At 59.9% G+C, this 15,201-nt stretch carries 15 protein-coding genes; 11 read left to right on the top strand and 4 right to left on the bottom strand.

Annotation, left to right across the window (positions count from 1 at the left end):
• Positions 1 to 15 precede the first annotated feature (15 nt).
• The gene (locus tag AC2TDJ_RS00955; RefSeq protein ID WP_480838346.1) at positions 16 to 2,232 is read left to right on the top strand and encodes a response regulator; all 2,217 of its coding nucleotides are present in this window, start codon (positions 16 to 18) and stop codon (positions 2,230 to 2,232) included.
• Here the strand turns inward: AC2TDJ_RS00955 and yaaA are convergent.
• From yaaA to AC2TDJ_RS00940, 3 genes are all read right to left on the bottom strand, one after another.
• Positions 2,223 to 2,993 carry a peroxide stress protein YaaA gene (yaaA, locus tag AC2TDJ_RS00950; protein ID WP_480838344.1) on the bottom strand — a complete coding sequence of 257 codons (771 nt, stop codon included), beginning with the start codon at positions 2,991 to 2,993 and terminating at the stop codon, positions 2,223 to 2,225. The genes AC2TDJ_RS00955 and yaaA overlap by 10 nt on opposite strands.
• 34 nt (positions 2,994 to 3,027) lie before the next feature.
• Positions 3,028 to 5,067, bottom strand: coding sequence for a DNA helicase RecQ (gene recQ / locus AC2TDJ_RS00945; protein WP_480838342.1), 2,040 nt, complete (start codon positions 5,065 to 5,067; stop codon positions 3,028 to 3,030).
• Between the two features lie 78 nt (positions 5,068 to 5,145).
• The gene (locus tag AC2TDJ_RS00940) at positions 5,146 to 5,433 is read right to left on the bottom strand and encodes a YggT family protein (RefSeq protein ID WP_480838340.1); all 288 of its coding nucleotides are present in this window, start codon (positions 5,431 to 5,433) and stop codon (positions 5,146 to 5,148) included.
• Between the two features lie 129 nt (positions 5,434 to 5,562).
• On the opposite strand from AC2TDJ_RS00940, the gene AC2TDJ_RS00935 reads away from it, so the two are divergent.
• The 10 genes from AC2TDJ_RS00935 (at position 5,563) to smpB (ending at position 13,669) form a co-directional block, all read left to right on the top strand.
• Entirely contained in the window at positions 5,563 to 6,930 is a 1,368-nt protein-coding gene (locus tag AC2TDJ_RS00935; RefSeq protein WP_480838338.1) for an MFS transporter, read from the top strand.
• Complete coding sequence (gene mepA / locus AC2TDJ_RS00930) at positions 6,927 to 7,790, top strand: penicillin-insensitive murein endopeptidase (RefSeq protein WP_480838336.1); 864 nt, start codon at positions 6,927 to 6,929, stop codon at positions 7,788 to 7,790. Before AC2TDJ_RS00935 ends, mepA begins: the two co-directional genes overlap by 4 nt.
• On the top strand, positions 7,763 to 8,647 hold the full coding sequence (locus AC2TDJ_RS00925) for an esterase-like activity of phytase family protein (RefSeq protein WP_480838334.1): 885 nt from the start codon (positions 7,763 to 7,765) through the stop codon (positions 8,645 to 8,647). Before mepA ends, AC2TDJ_RS00925 begins: the two co-directional genes overlap by 28 nt.
• Positions 8,648 to 8,738: 91 nt before the next feature.
• On the top strand, positions 8,739 to 9,383 hold the full coding sequence (locus tag AC2TDJ_RS00920) for a queuosine precursor transporter (protein ID WP_480838332.1): 645 nt from the start codon (positions 8,739 to 8,741) through the stop codon (positions 9,381 to 9,383).
• A gap of 262 nt (positions 9,384 to 9,645) precedes the next feature.
• Entirely contained in the window at positions 9,646 to 10,065 is a 420-nt protein-coding gene (gene arfB, locus AC2TDJ_RS00915; RefSeq protein ID WP_480838330.1) for an alternative ribosome rescue aminoacyl-tRNA hydrolase ArfB, read from the top strand.
• Positions 10,066 to 10,119: 54 nt separating this feature from the next.
• Positions 10,120 to 10,866: an SDR family oxidoreductase gene (locus AC2TDJ_RS00910; protein ID WP_480838328.1), complete on the top strand. Its 747-nt coding sequence runs from the start codon at positions 10,120 to 10,122 to the stop codon at positions 10,864 to 10,866.
• Positions 10,867 to 10,892: 26 nt separating this feature from the next.
• Complete coding sequence (locus tag AC2TDJ_RS00905; protein WP_480840176.1) at positions 10,893 to 11,906, top strand: P1 family peptidase; 1,014 nt, start codon at positions 10,893 to 10,895, stop codon at positions 11,904 to 11,906.
• A 114-nt stretch (positions 11,907 to 12,020) separates the two neighbouring features.
• Positions 12,021 to 12,434, top strand: coding sequence for a c-type cytochrome (locus AC2TDJ_RS00900; RefSeq protein ID WP_480838326.1), 414 nt, complete (start codon positions 12,021 to 12,023; stop codon positions 12,432 to 12,434).
• A 157-nt stretch (positions 12,435 to 12,591) separates the two neighbouring features.
• Positions 12,592 to 13,134, top strand: coding sequence for an isopentenyl-diphosphate Delta-isomerase (gene idi / locus AC2TDJ_RS00895; protein WP_480838324.1), 543 nt, complete (start codon positions 12,592 to 12,594; stop codon positions 13,132 to 13,134).
• Positions 13,135 to 13,192: 58 nt separating this feature from the next.
• Positions 13,193 to 13,669 carry an SsrA-binding protein SmpB gene (gene smpB / locus AC2TDJ_RS00890; RefSeq protein ID WP_480838322.1) on the top strand — a complete coding sequence of 159 codons (477 nt, stop codon included), beginning with the start codon at positions 13,193 to 13,195 and terminating at the stop codon, positions 13,667 to 13,669.
• A 40-nt stretch (positions 13,670 to 13,709) separates the two neighbouring features.
• Here smpB and glpK read toward each other — a convergent pair whose 3' ends face one another.
• Entirely contained in the window at positions 13,710 to 15,188 is a 1,479-nt protein-coding gene (gene glpK / locus AC2TDJ_RS00885; protein ID WP_480838320.1) for a glycerol kinase GlpK, read from the bottom strand.
• Between the last annotated feature and the right edge of the window lie 13 nt (positions 15,189 to 15,201).

The raw sequence follows: 15,201 nt of genomic DNA, 5'->3' as shown, positions 1-15,201 counted from the left end.
CCGGAAGGTTCAACGATGAGTCTTGCAGAAAAACTGGCCCAGGAAAGGCGCGCGCGTCTGGCGGCCGAGCGGTTGTTACACCTCAAACAGGCGGAACTGTCAGCCGCGAACCGCAAACTGGGCCGCCACGCCATCGCGCTGACCCGCCAGATTGGCGAAACTCAGGCCGAGGTCGAAACAGTCCGCGACGAGAATGAAAAGGTCAAATCCGACCTGACCGTCGCAAATGCCAAAATCGAACTGGCCGAGCGGCGGCTGTGGCATTCGATCCAGACCATTCAGGACGGCTTTGCCTTTTTTGACGGAAATAGCCAGTTGATCAGTGCCAACACGGCGTATCTGAGTGTGTTCGAAGGGTTGGACGAAGTGGCCCCCGGAATCGACTATCGCCGCATTCTTGAAGTGCTGACGGATGAGGGCATCGTCGATATCGGGGCCGAGCCGGTTGCAGAATGGCGCGAACGCATGCTTGCACGCTGGTCCGGTGCCAACCCCGAACCGGTCGTGATCCAGCTGTGGAACGGCCAGTACATCCGGTTGATCGATCAACGCGGATACGGCGGGGATGTAGTAAGCTTGGCGCTGAACATCACTGCATCGGTCCGGCATGAAGCTGAACTGCATGCGGCACGCGAACGGGCCGAGGCCGCCAACCGGGCGAAATCCGCTTTTCTGGCCAATATGAGCCATGAGATTCGCACTCCGATGAACGGGATCGTCGGTATGACGGAGTTGCTGACCGAAACGCCCTTGGACGAGGAGCAGCGGCTTTATGTCAACACCATCCGCAACTCGGGCGAGGCGCTGCTGGTCATCATCAATGACGTGCTGGATTATTCGAAGATCGAGGCCGACAAGCTGACCCTGCACCCCGAACGGTTCGATCTGGAACGTTGCATCCTCGAGGTGGCGATGCTGCTGCAACCCAGCGTGCGCGACAAGGGCCTGACCCTGCTGGTGGATTATGACCTGTTCCTGCCCACACTGTTCGTTGGCGATCCCGGTCGCATACGCCAGATCATGACCAACCTTGTGGGCAACGCAGTCAAATTCACCACCAACGGGCATGTACTGATCCGTGTCACCGGGGTGCCGGATACAGAGGCGCAGCGCTGCGACATTCACGTGGCGATCGAGGATTCCGGTATCGGCATCGAACCCGAGAAGATGGGGCATATTTTCGGCGAATTCAATCAGGTCGAGGATGAGAGGAACCGCCAGTTTGAAGGGACGGGGTTGGGGCTGCCCATCACCAATCGTCTGATCACGATGATGGGCGGCAAGGTCTGGGTCGAAAGCGAAGTGGGCAGGGGCTCATGTTTTGGTTTCCGTATCTCGCTGCCCACCGCCGAGGGACCGCAACCCGCCCCGCCCGACCTGGACGGGCGTTTGCAGCATGTGCTGGTCGTCGAAGATCTGGCCGTGAATTGCGCGATCCTGACCAAGCAATTGGGGCGGTTGGGGTCTCGCGTCACCGTCTGCAATACCGGCGGCGAGGCGCTGAAGGCGGTTGACGGATCGGTTGACCTGGTTCTCTGCGATCAGGACCTGCCGGATATGGATGGTCTGGAACTGGCCACCACTCTGCGCGAGCGGGGCTGGGGCGATCTGCCGATCGTCGTGATGTCCGCTAATCCGGGCGTAATTCATGCCGACCCTGCCCATCGCCTGATCGAAGGGGTGCTGCAGAAACCCATCCCGAGGGCCGAGTTGTATTCCCGGCTGATGGCCCTTGGCGCGCCTGTTTTCGCTCCGAAGGACCATACGAAGCCCGACGAAGACATAGTGGGTTCTGCGCAAAAACCCCAAGGTCAGAGACTGATGCGGGTCTTGGCCGCCGAGGACAACCGGACCAATCAACTGATCCTGAAAAAGATGACCAAGAATCTGTACATCGATCTGCAATTCGTGGCCAACGGGATTGAGGCGGTCGAAGCTTATGCCGAATTCGACCCCGACCTGATCTTCATGGATATCTCAATGCCAAAAATGGACGGTAAAGAAGCAACTGCCGAGATCAGGCGGCGCGAAATCGGAACGCCGCGCCGGGTGCCCATCATCGCCCTGACTGCACATGCCATGGCGGGGGACGATCAGGGTATTCTGGCGGCAGGGCTGGACCACTACCTGACCAAACCCCTGCACAAAAACCTGATCCTGCAAACAATCATGGACCACTGCCCGTCTGAGGCGCAGCCGCCCGCCCCCAAGCCGGATTGCGATCAGGCCTGATAGGGTCGCACGAAAACGGGTTTGTCTTCCGAAGACAGCTCGGTGCGGTACTCATAACCGCCGGTGTCAAAATCCTTGAGTCCGGCAGGATCGGTCAGCCGATGCTGAACGACATATCGCGCCATCGCGCCGCGCGCCTTCTTGGCAAAGAAACTGACGATCTTTGGGGTGCCACCTTTGTCTTCCATGAAAACCGGAGTGATAACGCGAAGCTTCAGGGCATTCAGGTCGACAGCCCCGAAGTATTCCTGGCTGGCGCAGTTGACCAGAACCTGAGTCCCGATCTCGTCTGCCTGTTTGTTCAGAGCTTTGCTCAGTTGATCACGCCAATACTCGTACAGGTTCCTGCCGCGCCGGGTCTTCAGCCTGCTGCCCATCTCAAGCCGGTAAGCCTGAATGGCATCCAGCGGGCGCAACACGCCGTACAGCCCGGACAGAATGCGCAGGTGGTCTTGCGCCCAGGCCATTTCATCGACGTCAAGAGAGGCTGCTTCAAGCCCCTGATAAGTGTCCCCGGCAAAGGCCAGCGCGGCCGGTCGGGTCACATCCGCGCAAGGTGCATCGGAAAAGGCGCGATAGCGGTCACGATTCAAGCGTGCCAGATCATCGCTGAGATCCATCAACTTTTTCAGATTGCCCAGCGTCAGGTTGCGGGCGGTTTTTGACAGCCGGATCGCGTCATCCTGAAAGTCGGGCTGCGTAACTTCGACGCGCCGCTCTGCCCAGTCCAGCCGCTTGGCCGGGGAAATCACTACCAGCATATCCGCCCCTTATCCTTGCCTGTCCCGAGCGTATCTAGCCCGCCCGGCGCAGCACGTCCAGAAATGCGGCGCCAAACCTTTCGTGACGGCGGTCGCCCAAAACCTGCTCCATGCCGCGCGGGTCGTCGGGCCGCAGCTGCGCCACTTTGGCCAGTTGCGAGGCAGAGCAGGTCAGCGGCTTGTCGATCCCTTCCGGTCCACGTGACAACCTTGTTTGAACTTCAAGCAACCGGTCGTAGATATCGCCCTGATCGCGCCCGGCCAGTTTACGCCGCGCCGGGTGCAGTTCCTCGACCGCACCGGTCAGGACTTCAAGGAACATTGCCCCATAACGCTCCAGTTTTTTCGCGCCCACGCCGCTGATCCGGGCCATGTCGTCCAGTGTTGTCGGGCGCGTTTCGGCCATCTCGATCAGGGTCCGGTCGGGGAAAATGACATAGGCCGGGACGCGCGCGGCCTCAGCCAATGCGCGGCGCTTGGCCTTGAGCGCGGACAGCAGCGGTGCATCTTCTTCGGACACCATCATCTTGACCGCGGGCCGCCTGTTCGCCTTGCGGATCGTGTCCTTGCGCAGATTGATCTGAGCCTCTCCCTTCAGGATCGGTTTTGCGGCCTCGGTCATGCGCAGGGCGCCGTGGCGTTCGGGGTCTGGGCGCACCAGATCGTGGCCCATCATCTGCCGGAAGATCGCCTGCCACTGCGGGCGCGACCACTCTTTGCCGATGCCCCAGGTAGAGAGGTTATCGTGACGCCGCGCACGGACCTTGTCGGTTTCATTGCCCAACAGGATGTCGATCAGATGCCCGGCACCGAACCACTCCTCGGTGCGCAGGATGGCGGACAGGGCCATACGAACCGGCGTGGTGCCATCGAACACCTCGGGCGGGCTGTCGCAGAGATCGCATTTGCCGCACGGCGCGGCCTGTTCTCCGAAATAACCCAGCAGTGTTTGGCGGCGGCATTCCAGCGCCTCGGCCAGACCCAGCAAAGCGTTCAGGCGCGCGTGATCGGCCATGCGGCGTTCGCTCGGGGCCAAGCCTTCGTCGATCTGCGAGCGGCGCAGGCGAATATCGTCGGGGCCGAACAGGGTCAGGGTTTCCGCCGGGCCCCCATCTCGCCCGGCGCGTCCGATCTCCTGATAATAGGCTTCGATCGATTTGGGCAGGTCCGCATGGGCGACCCAGCGGATATCCGGTTTGTCTATCCCCATGCCGAAGGCCACGGTAGCGACGACGATCAGCCCATCCTCGCGCGCGAAACGGGTCTCGACGACGCGACGGTCCTCGGCCTCCATCCCGCCGTGATAGTGGCAGGCGGTATGACCCTCGGCGCGCAGCGCCTGCGCCAACACCTCGGTCTTGTTGCGGGTGCCGCAATAAACGATGCCGGATTGACCCTTCCGGGCGTCTGCAAAACCAAGGATCTGCTTGCGTGGCCCGTCCTTGGCGGCGAACGCCAGGTGGATATTGGGCCGGTCAAACCCGCGCAGGAATTTGCGGGGGACGCTGCCGTCGAACAGTTTCTCGACAATCTCATCCTGCGTTTCCGCGTCGGCTGTGGCGGTGAAAGCGGCCAGCGGTACCTTCAGCGCCCGCCGCAATTCTCCGATCCGCAGGTAATCGGGGCGGAAATCATGTCCCCACTGGCTGACGCAATGGGCCTCGTCCACGGCGATCAGGCTGACATTGATCCGGCGGAGCATTCCCATCGCCGATCCGGCCGCCAGACGTTCCGGCGCCATGTAGAGTAACTTCAGCCGCCCGGCCTCCAGCGCCTGCCACACCGCATCGGTTTCTTCGGGTGTGTTGCCGGATGTCAGGGCCCCGGCCTCGACACCTGCCTCCTGCAGCCCGCGCACCTGATCGCGCATCAGGGCGATCAGCGGGGAGATCACCACCGTCAGCCCGTCGCGCATCAGTGCAGGCAATTGGAAACACAGGGATTTACCGCCGCCGGTTGGCATGATGGCCAGCACGTTTTCGCCTGCGGTCACGGCATCGACAATCTCTTCCTGCCCGGGTCGGAAGGCGTCGAACCCAAAGACATCTCGCAGCATCGGTGCGGCGTCGAACATGTGCGGGGTGGCCCTGTTTTAAGGTTTATCTGCTCTTAAGACAGGACAATCACATACTAAGATTCGGTGAACAAGAGGTCAGACGAAATAGACCGCATTGTTGATCAAGATGATCCGCAGCGCATAGACCCCGACCAACACCACCAGCGGGGTCAGGTCAAGCCCGCCCATATTGGGAAGAATGCGCCGGATCGGGGCATAGATCGGCTCCAGAATACGGTTCAGGCCGTACCAGATCTGCGCCACCAGTTGTTGGTGCAGGTTCAATACCTGAAAATTGATCAGCCAGCTCATGATCACGTGGACGAGGATGATGAACCAGACAATGTCCAGGATCAGCAGCAGGATTTGGATCAGCGACAGCATGGGCACTCCGTTTTCATATCCGTTGAGACCTAAGCGCCCCGGCGGCAAAGAGCAAGACCGCCCGAATAGAACGCTTGCGAATTGGCTGAAAGGTCCGTCTTATGAAGACAAAGAGCATAAGGGGCAGAGATGGCAGAGATTTCCAGGCGCAAGCGCATTTGGGGCTGGTGGTTTTTCGACTGGGCCAGTCAGCCCTATCACACGCTACTGGTGACCTTTGTCTTCGGTCCGTATTTCGCGGGTGTTGCAGCCGGTTTTTTCACGGATACCGGCCTCGACGCGCAGGCCGCTGCGGCGCGGGCGCAGACGGTCTGGGCCAACTGCCTGACCATCACCGGGCTGATCATCGCCTTTGGCGCGCCGCTTCTGGGGGCCTTGGCCGATGTCTCGGGCCGGCGCATCCCGTGGATTTTTGCCTTTTCAGTGATGTACGCGGTGGGCTCTGCCGCGTTGTGGTACACGATGCCCGATGGTTCGAACATGTGGCTGATGTTGTCGGCGTTCGGGCTGGGTTTTGTAGGTGCGGAATACGCGCTGATCTTTATCAACTCTCAATTGCCCGATCTGGGCGACGACAACGAAGTGGGTGAGATCTCGGGATCGGGGTTTGCGTTTGGCTATTTCGGCGGGCTGATCTCGCTGGCGATCATGCTGGCGCTGTTTGTCGAGCAATCGAACGGCAAGACTTTGATCGGGATGGATCCGTTGTTCGGACTGGATGCATCCCGGCAGCAGGGCACGCGCTTTGTCGGGCCTTTCACCGCCGGATGGTTCGTTTTGTTCATGGTGCCCTACTTCCTGTGGGTGCGGGATGATCCCCAGACAGACAAAAAAGGCAGCGTAGGCGAGGCGTTGCGGCTTTTGGGCAAGTCCATTGCCGCCCTGCGTCACCGGGGCAGCCTGGCGGCATATCTGGGATCGTCCATGTTCTACCGCGATGCGCTGAACGGGCTTTACAGTTTTGGCGGTGTCTATGCCCGGCTGGTGCTGGAATGGGATCTGATCAAGATCGGCATATTCGGGATCGTCAGCGTTCTGGCCTCGGCAATCTTCGCGTGGGTCGGTGGTAAGATGGACAAGAAATACGGCCCTAAACCGGTCATTCTGACATCAATCTGGGTGCTGATCTTTGTCTGCGCCACTGTCGTGTCGATGGACAGAACGCAGATATACGGCATCACGCTGCCCGAAGGTTCGAACCTGCCAGATCTGGTGTTCTTTGGATGTGGTGTGCTGATCGGCGGCATGGGCGGCATCCTGCAATCGGCCAGCCGATCGATGATGGTGCGCCACACCGACCCGAAAACCCCGGTTGAGAGTTTCGGCCTTTATGGGTTGTCCGGCCGCGCCACCGCCTTCGCTGCGCCGCTGCTGATCGGGATTGCCACAACCGTCACCGGCAATGCGCGGCTGGGGGTGTCACCGATCATTCTGTTGTTTATTCTGGGCCTATTCCTGATGCGCTGGGTGAAGCCGGAAGGGGATCAGAGCAGATGATTTTATTACGTTTTTTCGCAATACTGGCAACACTGACGCTTGCGAACACCGCAGGGGCGCAGCCTTTGGCAAAGCAATTGTTCGGAGCTCAGAAGGTCAGTTCACAACAAAAACCGGCCGCCTTCGGCAGTTATTCGCGCGGATGCGCTGCCGGGTCGGTGCAACTGCCCGAAACCGGGCCAACGTGGCAGGCGATGCGCCTGTCGCGCAACCGCAACTGGGGCCACCCCGAGGCAATTGACTACGTACGGGACCTGAGCCGGTTTGCAGCCAAGCAACCGGGTTGGAATGGTCTCTATATCGGCGATATCAGCCAGCCACGCGGTGGTCCGATGACATCCGGGCACCGTAGTCACCAACTGGGTCTGGACATCGATATCTGGATGCTGCCGGGTGACAATATGCGGCTGAGCCGCAAGGCGCGCGAGAATATCTCGTCTATCTCTCTGCGCCGGTCAAATGGCGCCTATGTAAACGGCAACTGGACCAAACAGCATCACGCGGTTCTGCGAGAAGCGGCCAAGGATAAGCGGGTGGCGCGAATATTCGTGTTTCCGGGTGCCAAGGTTCAGATGTGTAACGACGAAAAAGGCAACCGGGCCTATCTGCGCAAGATCAGGCCGTGGTGGGGGCATCACTATCACTTCCACGTTCGCCTGAAATGCCCAAAAGGTTCGCGCGGCTGTGTCAATCAAGACCCTCCGCCCAAAGGTGACGGCTGCGCCGAGGCTCAGCAGTGGGTGCGCAACATTCTGAACCCGCCGCCGCCTGATCCGAACGCGCCGCCGCCCAAGAAACGCCGCGAATATGTTCTGGCTGATTTGCCCCAGCAATGCACAGCGGTTTTGCAGTCCAACTGATCGCCACGCTGTTGCTGGCCGGATCAGCCTGGGCGGTCGAGGTCAAGACCGCCACCCATCTCGGCAGCTATGCATGGCAACACAACGCCGATTGGTTCGGCGGGTTTTCTGCCGTCCACATCTCGGAAAACGGGCGGCATTTGATCGCTCTCGGCGATCGCTCGTTGTTGGTGAAGGCCCGGGTCGAGCGTGACGGAGATCGGATCGAGAGCGTTGAAATTGTGGGTCGGTGGCCCCTTTTGTCCAGCAGGGGACGCACCATGCGGGGTCAGGTTGGCGATTCAGAGGGCATCGCCATCGCACCTGACGGCAGCCTCTATGTCTCCTTCGAGGGTATTCATCGCGTGGCTCACTACTCGGCGCCGGGCACTAACGCGCGGGTGTTGCCGCGTCCCGATGCCTTTGAAAGCCTGGAGTCCAATGGGTCATTTGAAGCCCTTGCCCTTGATGAACAGGGGCGTCTTTTCACCCTGACCGAGAAAAATCGCACGGTTGAAGGTGATATTCCGGTCTACCGCTGGAATGGCCGCACGTGGTCGACGCCCTTTGTTTTGTCCCCGTATGGCAAGTTTCAGCCGGTGGCGGCAGATTTTGGCCCCGATGGCCGCCTCTATGTTCTTGAGCGCGCCGTGTCGCTGACCGGCTTCCGCTCACGCCTGCGGCGTTGGCGGATCGAAGGCGATGCCCCCAGGGCCGAAGAGATACTGTTTGAAACCGCCACCGGGGCGCATGACAACCTCGAAGGGTTGTCGGTCTGGCGTGATACTCAGGGGCGCCTTCGTGCGACAATGGTGTCTGATGACAATTTCCTTGCCCTGCAACGCACCGAACTGGTCGAGTATCTGCTGCCCGATTGACAGGGCCCAGGCAAAGGTCTAGAAGCGCGGCTTGCCTTGGGACGGTCCCTTGGCCAAGTCGCCGCTACCTTGTCAAAACGGGCATCAAAACATGCAACGCAGCTTTATTCCCGGCATCATTGCCATGGCCGCCATTGTTGTGGCCTCCAACATCCTGGTCCAGTTCCTGATCTTCGATGGGCTACTGACCTGGGGTGCATTCACCTATCCGCTGGCCTTTCTGGTCACCGACATCATGAACCGCGTCTACGGCGTGGGTCCTGCCCGCAAGGTCGTGTTTGCCGGATTTGTCACCGGTATCATCTGTTCGCTGATCGGTACGCAAATCATGCTGCAGGGCGATGGCTTCACCTATGCTGCCGTGCCGCTGCGTGTAGCAGTCGCCTCTGGTACCGCCTTCCTGATCGCCCAACTGACCGACGTCACCGTGTTCAACTCCCTGCGCGAAGGTCGCTGGTGGCGCGCGCCGCTTGTGTCGACTCTGGTCGGGTCGGCGCTGGACACTGCTCTGTTCTTCACCATCGCGTTCTCGGCTTCGGTGACCTTCTTCGGCGCCAATGCCGACGCTGCAATCAACTGGGCGTGGGAACCTGTACCCTTCATGCTGTCGGGCCCGATCGCGCCGCTGTGGGTGACACTGGCCTTTGCAGACTGGCTGGTAAAACTGTCGCTGGCACTGATTGCGCTGATTCCGTTCAAGGTGATCGTTGCGCGACTGACCGCTCAGCCTGCGTAAAAAACGCTTTGAGTTTGGCACAACTTGTGCCACGCTCAATCTCAACCGCAACAGATAGAAAAGGAGGTGATCCAGTGTCGAGAAAGAGATTGGAGAGAGGTGTCGGAACAACCGGGGGGATCGCCTGCTAGGGCAGCCCTTGGCGGAGCGCGCGCTCCGGCTGGTCGATTGATCTAACCGACCCCACCTCCTGAACTTTCGAAGGGCCGTCCCACCGGGGCGGCCCTTTCTGTTTCCACCAGCGCCTTGTAAGGTCTGACCCATGTTGCGCATCACTGACGATATCGTTCTACAAGACTGGGAAATGACCGAGAGCTTCGTGCGTTCGTCCGGTCCCGGCGGGCAGAACGTGAACAAGGTCTCGACAGCTGTTGAGCTGAGGTTCGAGGTTGCGCGCTCGCCCTCCTTGCCGGACCCGGTCAAGGCGCGGCTGAAACGACTGGCCGGGCGACGCTGGACCAAGGACGGGGCTATCATCATCCAGTGCGAAGAGACCCGTTCACAAGCCCGAAACCGCGAAATCGCGCGCACCCGTCTGGCAGAGTTGATCGCCCGCGCATTGGTCAAACCCAAGCGACGGATCGCGACGAAGCCCACATATGGTTCGATCAAGCGGCGGCTGGCGGCGAAAAAAGCGCGATCAGATGTGAAGGCGTTGCGCGGCAAGGTGTCGGAAGATTGATCTGGTAGTTTCGTCGCGCCTTGCTAGTCTGATCCCGCAAGGGAGAGCAAGATCATGAGGTTAGAGGGAAAAACCGCAATCGTGACCGGCGGTGCGTCTGGATTTGGCGCCGGGATCGTGCAGAAGTTCCTGTCCGAAGGGGCGCGGGTTATGATCGCCGATATCAATGGTGACGCAGCCGAGGTTCAGGCAAAGCAACACGGGCCCAATGCGATTGCCCAGATGGTTGACGTGGCAGACGCGGCCTCGGTGCAGGCCATGGCGGATATCGTATTGGATCGGTTCGGGCATCTGGATGTTCTTGTAAACAATGCCGGTGTGACGCACCTGCCAATGCCGCTGGAAGAGGTCACCGAAGAGGACTTTGACCGCGTCTTCAACGTGAACATGAAATCCGTCTACCTGACCGCGCGGGCTTTTGTTCCGCATATGAAAGATCGTAGGGCCGGGGCCATCCTGAATGTGGCCTCGACGGCGGGTCTGTCGCCGCGTCCGAACCTGAACTGGTACAACGCCTCCAAGGGCTGGATGATTACCGCGACCAAAACCATGGCCGTGGAACTGGCTCCGTCCGGCGTCCGCGTGAACGCCATCTGCCCGGTGGCGGGTGAAACCCCGTTGCTCAAATCCTTTATGGGGGAAGACACGCCCGAAATCCGCGCCAAGTTCCTTTCCACCATTCCATTGGGCCGATTTTCCACGCCGGAAGACATGGCCAACGCCGCCTGTTTTCTTTGCTCGGACGAGGCCAGCATGATCACGGGCGCGGCGCTTGAGGTCGATGGTGGACGCTGTATCTGATGGAAAACGCTAAAGTTAGAGACGCCATGACCCCCGGCCCAAGAAATCTGATCACCGATGTCCCTGGCCTGAAGGTCGGCAACGCGCAGGACGATGTTTTGAAGTCCGGAACAACTGTGCTGACAGCGGATGAGCCTTTCACCGCGTCTGTACATGTGATGGGCGGTGCACCGGGAACTCGGGAAACCGATTTGCTGGCTCCGGACAAATCGGTTGAACGGGTCGATGCGATCACCCTGTCCGGCGGTTCGGCCTTTGGGCTGGATGCCGCCTCTGGCGTGTCGGACGCACTGCTTGCCGACGGCCGCGGCTTTCAGGTCGGTTCGGCAATCGTGCCTATCGTCCCCGGTGCAATCCTGTTCGATTTGCTCAATGGTGGCGACAAGAGCTGGTCAGAAAATCCCTATCGCGCGTTGGGCAGGGCAGCTTTCGTTTCTGCGTCCGAACATTTTGACCTCGGCTCAGTCGGCGCTGGCACCGGTGCGCTTGCGGCGATGCACAAGGGCGGGTTGGGTTCGGCCTCTGCGGTGTTGGAAAATGGCGTCACGGTCGGCGCCTTGGTGGCGGCCAACCCGCTGGGCAGCGTCACAACACCCGGTGACCGGCATTTCTGGGCTGCCCCTTTCGAATTCGGGGATGAGTTCGGCGGGTTGGGGCCCGACACTTCATCTGGTCTGGGCCGGGCTCTGGTTAGCCGCAAGGCGCAGGTGATGCATCCCGCGGAACCCGACAAGACCAACACCACCATAGCCATTGTCGCAACGGATGCGATCCTGGCGAAACCCCAATGCCACAGGTTTGCCGTTGCGGCCCACGACGGCATCGCCCGGGCGATCGTGCCTGCCCACACGCCAGGTGATGGCGATCTGGTCTTCGCGGTCAGCACAGGCGCGCGCCCGGTCAAGGCCAGTGACATCGGAATGATCGGTCACGCGGCGGCCCTGTGCCTGTGCCGGGCCATTGCGCGCGCGATCTATCTGGCAAGACCCGCGCAAGGTGATCTTTTGCCCTGTTGGTCCGATTTACATGACTTTGGTTAAGGAGGACCTATATGCCGCAGTGGCACAATGCCCTCGCGCGGCAATCTGCGCGTTGACTCTTTTTCGCACCGACGGTCCATTCGGTGCAGCCAATTCGTATCGGAGCAAAAAGCTATGAACCGCATCCTCGCTACAGCACTCGTCGGCCTTTTGGCCGTTCCCGCCTTTGCCGAAGGCGATGCCGAGGCTGGCAAAAAAGCCTTCAACAAATGCAAATCCTGCCACCTGATCGCTGACCCGGCAGGTGAAGTCATCGTCAAAGGCGGTAAGACGGGTCCCAACCTGTATGGCATCGCCGGACGCACCGCAGGCACGGTAGAAGGGTTCAAATACGGCGACAGCATCGTGGCCGCCGGTGAAAACGGTCTGGTTTGGGATGAAGCCACATTCGTGGAATACGCTCAGGACCCCAAGACATTCCTGAAAACCTATCTGGACGACACGGCTGCGAAGTCAAAAATGACCTTCAAGCTGAAGTCGGGTGCCGAAGATGTTTACGCCTATATCGTGAGTGTTTCGGGCGAATAACACCGTTCACCTGACAAGATAAAGATGTGCAAAAGGCCGCAGCCCCTGCGGCCTTTCGTGCGCTTGATCAGGGGATCGATCAGCGCCACTTTGGGGGAAAACCGGTAATCAGCGGAACATCCGCGCGAACTGCCCGACCGGCAACAGGAGAGGACAAATGGGAATAACGATCCCGGCCTGGGTCGAGGGCGAACTGGCCCCCGTCGACAAGCTTGAAGCGCATGAAAAAGGGCTCAAGCACAAAGCGGTGTCGGTGTTTGTCGTGCGGGGCACTGAAATCCTGATGCAGCGCCGGGCGCTGGGCAAATATCACACGCCGGGGCTGTGGGCGAACACGTGCTGCACCCATCCCGACTGGAACGAAAGCGCCTCGGCCTGCGCCGTGCGACGCCTGCAGGAAGAACTGGGCATCAAGGGTCTGTATCCCGAATATCGGCATCGTCTGGAATACCACGCCGATGTCGGCAACGGCATGGTCGAGAACGAGGTGGTCGATGTATTTCTGGCCCACGCACGCGGCCCTCTGGAGATAGAACCCAACCCTGACGAAGTCATGGCTATCCGTTGGGTCGATTATCACGATTTGCTGGCCGAGGTTCAGCGTCACCCGGATCGGTTCACGCCGTGGCTCAAGATCTATTTGCACAATCACGCCGACACGATTTTCGGCCCGGACCTGATCATTTCCGCCAAAACTTGAAGCGCGGGATCAAACCCTGCCTTGCAAGGGGACTGCAAGCCGCCTAAATCTCCGCGTCATGGCCAAGCAAAAGACAGATCCGAACTACAAGGTAATTGCCGAGAACCGGCGCGCCCGCTTCGATTACGCAATCGAGGAAGACCTCGAGTGCGGCATCGTGCTGGAAGGCTCCGAGGTCAAATCGTTGCGTGCAGGCGGATCGAACATCGCCGAAAGCTATGCCACCGTTGATGACGGAGAGCTGTGGCTGGTGAACAGCTATATCGCGCCATACGAGCAGGCCAAGGTGTTCAGGCACGAAGAGCGGCGGCGGCGCAAACTTCTGGTCTCGCGCAAGGAATTGTCGAATCTGTGGAACGCGACCCAGCGCAAGGGCATGACCCTTGTGCCGTTGGTTTTGTATTTCAACCACAAGGGCCTGGCCAAGGTGAAGATCGGAATCGCCAAGGGTAAGAAAACCCATGACAAACGCGAAACCCAGGCCAAGCGCGACTGGTCACGGCAAAAGCAACGTCTTCTGAAAGATCACAGTTAAGGCGGTCTGGTTCTTTTCGATTCAAATCAAGCTGAACCGGCTAGAATGCCATGGTCGCCTGAACTGCGCGCTGCCAGCGAGCATAGGCCGCGTCGCGTTCCTCATCGCTTTGACCGGGCTCGAACCTTCGATCCAGTTCCCAGGTTTCGGCAAACCCGGTCTGGTCCGGGTAAACTTCGGCCTTCATTCCCGCCAGCCATGCGGCACCAAGGGCGGTGGTTTCCTGCATCACCGGGCGGTCTACAGGCGCGCCCAGACAGTTCGACAAACCCTGCATGGTCCAGTCGGATGCGCTCATCCCGCCATCGACGCGCAGGATGACGTCGGCTTCGGAACCCCAGTCGCCCTGCATGGCATGCCACAGGTCGCGGGTCTGGAATGCGATGCTCTCAAGCGTGGCGCGGGCGATTTCGGAGCGCCCGGAGTTTCGGGTCAATCCGAACATTGCGCCGCGGCAATCGGGTTTCCAATACGGTGCGCCAAGACCGGTGAACGCTGGCACCAGCACCACATGCTGCTTCGGGTCGGCGTTGACAGCCAGATCACCGCTTTGCGGAGCCGAGTCGATGATCTGCAACGCGTCGCGCAGCCATTGCACGGCGGCGCCCGCGATGAAGATCGACCCTTCCAACGCGTAAGTCCGCTGACCGTCCAGTTGATAGGCGATCGTGTTCAAAAGGCGGTTTTTGGACAGAACGGGCTGGTCGCCCGTATTCAGCAATGCGAAACATCCGGTGCCATAGGTTGATTTCATCATTCCCGGCTGGAAACAGGCCTGCCCGATGGTGGCCGCCTGTTGGTCGCCGGCGACGCCCAGAATCGGTATGGACCCGCCCAGCAAACCGGTCTGCCCGAAATCTGATGCACAGTCGCGCACGTCGGGCAGCATCACCTTGGGAATGTCGAGCAATTCGCAAATTTCGGCACTCCATTCGCCCTTGTGGATGTCGAACAGCAGCGTCCGGGCTGCGTTGGTGGCGTCGGTGGCATGGACGCGCCCTTCGGTCAGGCGCCAGATCAGGAATGCATCGATGGTGCCGAACAGCAGCTCACCGGCAGCGGCGCGATCACGGGCGCCAGGGATGGAATCCAGCAGCCATTTGACCTTGGTTCCCGAAAAATAGGGATCTAACAGAAGGCCGGTTTGAGCGGTCACGTCATCCTCGCATCCGGCTTTCCGAAAGCGTTCGCAAATCTCGGCGGTGCGGCGATCCTGCCAAACAATCGCGTTGTGGATGGCCTTTCCGGTCGCCTTTTCCCAGACAACCGTGGTTTCACGCTGGTTGGTGATGCCGATGCCCGCGATCTGTTGGGCCGTGACTCCGGTCGTCTCCATCACTTCGCGGCAGACGGTCAGAACGCTGTCCCATATGTCCTCAACATCGTGTTCGACCCAACCTTCCTGCGGGAAGTGCTGGGGAAACTCTCGTTGAGCCGTCCCGACATGTTGCATTTGCGCGTCAAACAGTATTGCGCGTGAGGACGTTGTGCCCTGATCGATTGCCAGAATGTAGGTCATGCCTGCGCTTCTC

Source organism: Ruegeria sp. HKCCD6647-2 (genome assembly GCF_057221075.1).
The sequence above is the reverse complement of the archived record's forward strand: the minus strand, read 5'-3'. Positions and strand labels throughout refer to the sequence as shown.

What these genes read in the sequence shown, in the direction of transcription:
- AC2TDJ_RS00955 (WP_480838346.1), top strand. Translation starts at nt 16, where the DNA reads ATGAGTCTTGCAGAAAAACTGGCCCAGGAAAGGCGCGCGCGTCTGGCG.
- yaaA (WP_480838344.1), bottom strand. Translation starts at nt 2,993, where the DNA reads ATGCTGGTAGTGATTTCCCCGGCCAAGCGGCTGGACTGGGCAGAGCGG.
- recQ (WP_480838342.1), bottom strand. Translation starts at nt 5,067, where the DNA reads ATGTTCGACGCCGCACCGATGCTGCGAGATGTCTTTGGGTTCGACGCC.
- AC2TDJ_RS00940 (WP_480838340.1), bottom strand. Translation starts at nt 5,433, where the DNA reads ATGCTGTCGCTGATCCAAATCCTGCTGCTGATCCTGGACATTGTCTGG.
- AC2TDJ_RS00935 (WP_480838338.1), top strand. Translation starts at nt 5,563, where the DNA reads ATGGCAGAGATTTCCAGGCGCAAGCGCATTTGGGGCTGGTGGTTTTTC.
- mepA (WP_480838336.1), top strand. Translation starts at nt 6,927, where the DNA reads ATGATTTTATTACGTTTTTTCGCAATACTGGCAACACTGACGCTTGCG.
- AC2TDJ_RS00925 (WP_480838334.1), top strand. Translation starts at nt 7,763, where the DNA reads ATGCACAGCGGTTTTGCAGTCCAACTGATCGCCACGCTGTTGCTGGCC.
- AC2TDJ_RS00920 (WP_480838332.1), top strand. Translation starts at nt 8,739, where the DNA reads ATGCAACGCAGCTTTATTCCCGGCATCATTGCCATGGCCGCCATTGTT.
- arfB (WP_480838330.1), top strand. Translation starts at nt 9,646, where the DNA reads ATGTTGCGCATCACTGACGATATCGTTCTACAAGACTGGGAAATGACC.
- AC2TDJ_RS00910 (WP_480838328.1), top strand. Translation starts at nt 10,120, where the DNA reads ATGAGGTTAGAGGGAAAAACCGCAATCGTGACCGGCGGTGCGTCTGGA.
- AC2TDJ_RS00905 (WP_480840176.1), top strand. Translation starts at nt 10,893, where the DNA reads ATGACCCCCGGCCCAAGAAATCTGATCACCGATGTCCCTGGCCTGAAG.
- AC2TDJ_RS00900 (WP_480838326.1), top strand. Translation starts at nt 12,021, where the DNA reads ATGAACCGCATCCTCGCTACAGCACTCGTCGGCCTTTTGGCCGTTCCC.
- idi (WP_480838324.1), top strand. Translation starts at nt 12,592, where the DNA reads ATGGGAATAACGATCCCGGCCTGGGTCGAGGGCGAACTGGCCCCCGTC.
- smpB (WP_480838322.1), top strand. Translation starts at nt 13,193, where the DNA reads ATGGCCAAGCAAAAGACAGATCCGAACTACAAGGTAATTGCCGAGAAC.
- glpK (WP_480838320.1), bottom strand. Translation starts at nt 15,188, where the DNA reads ATGACCTACATTCTGGCAATCGATCAGGGCACAACGTCCTCACGCGCA.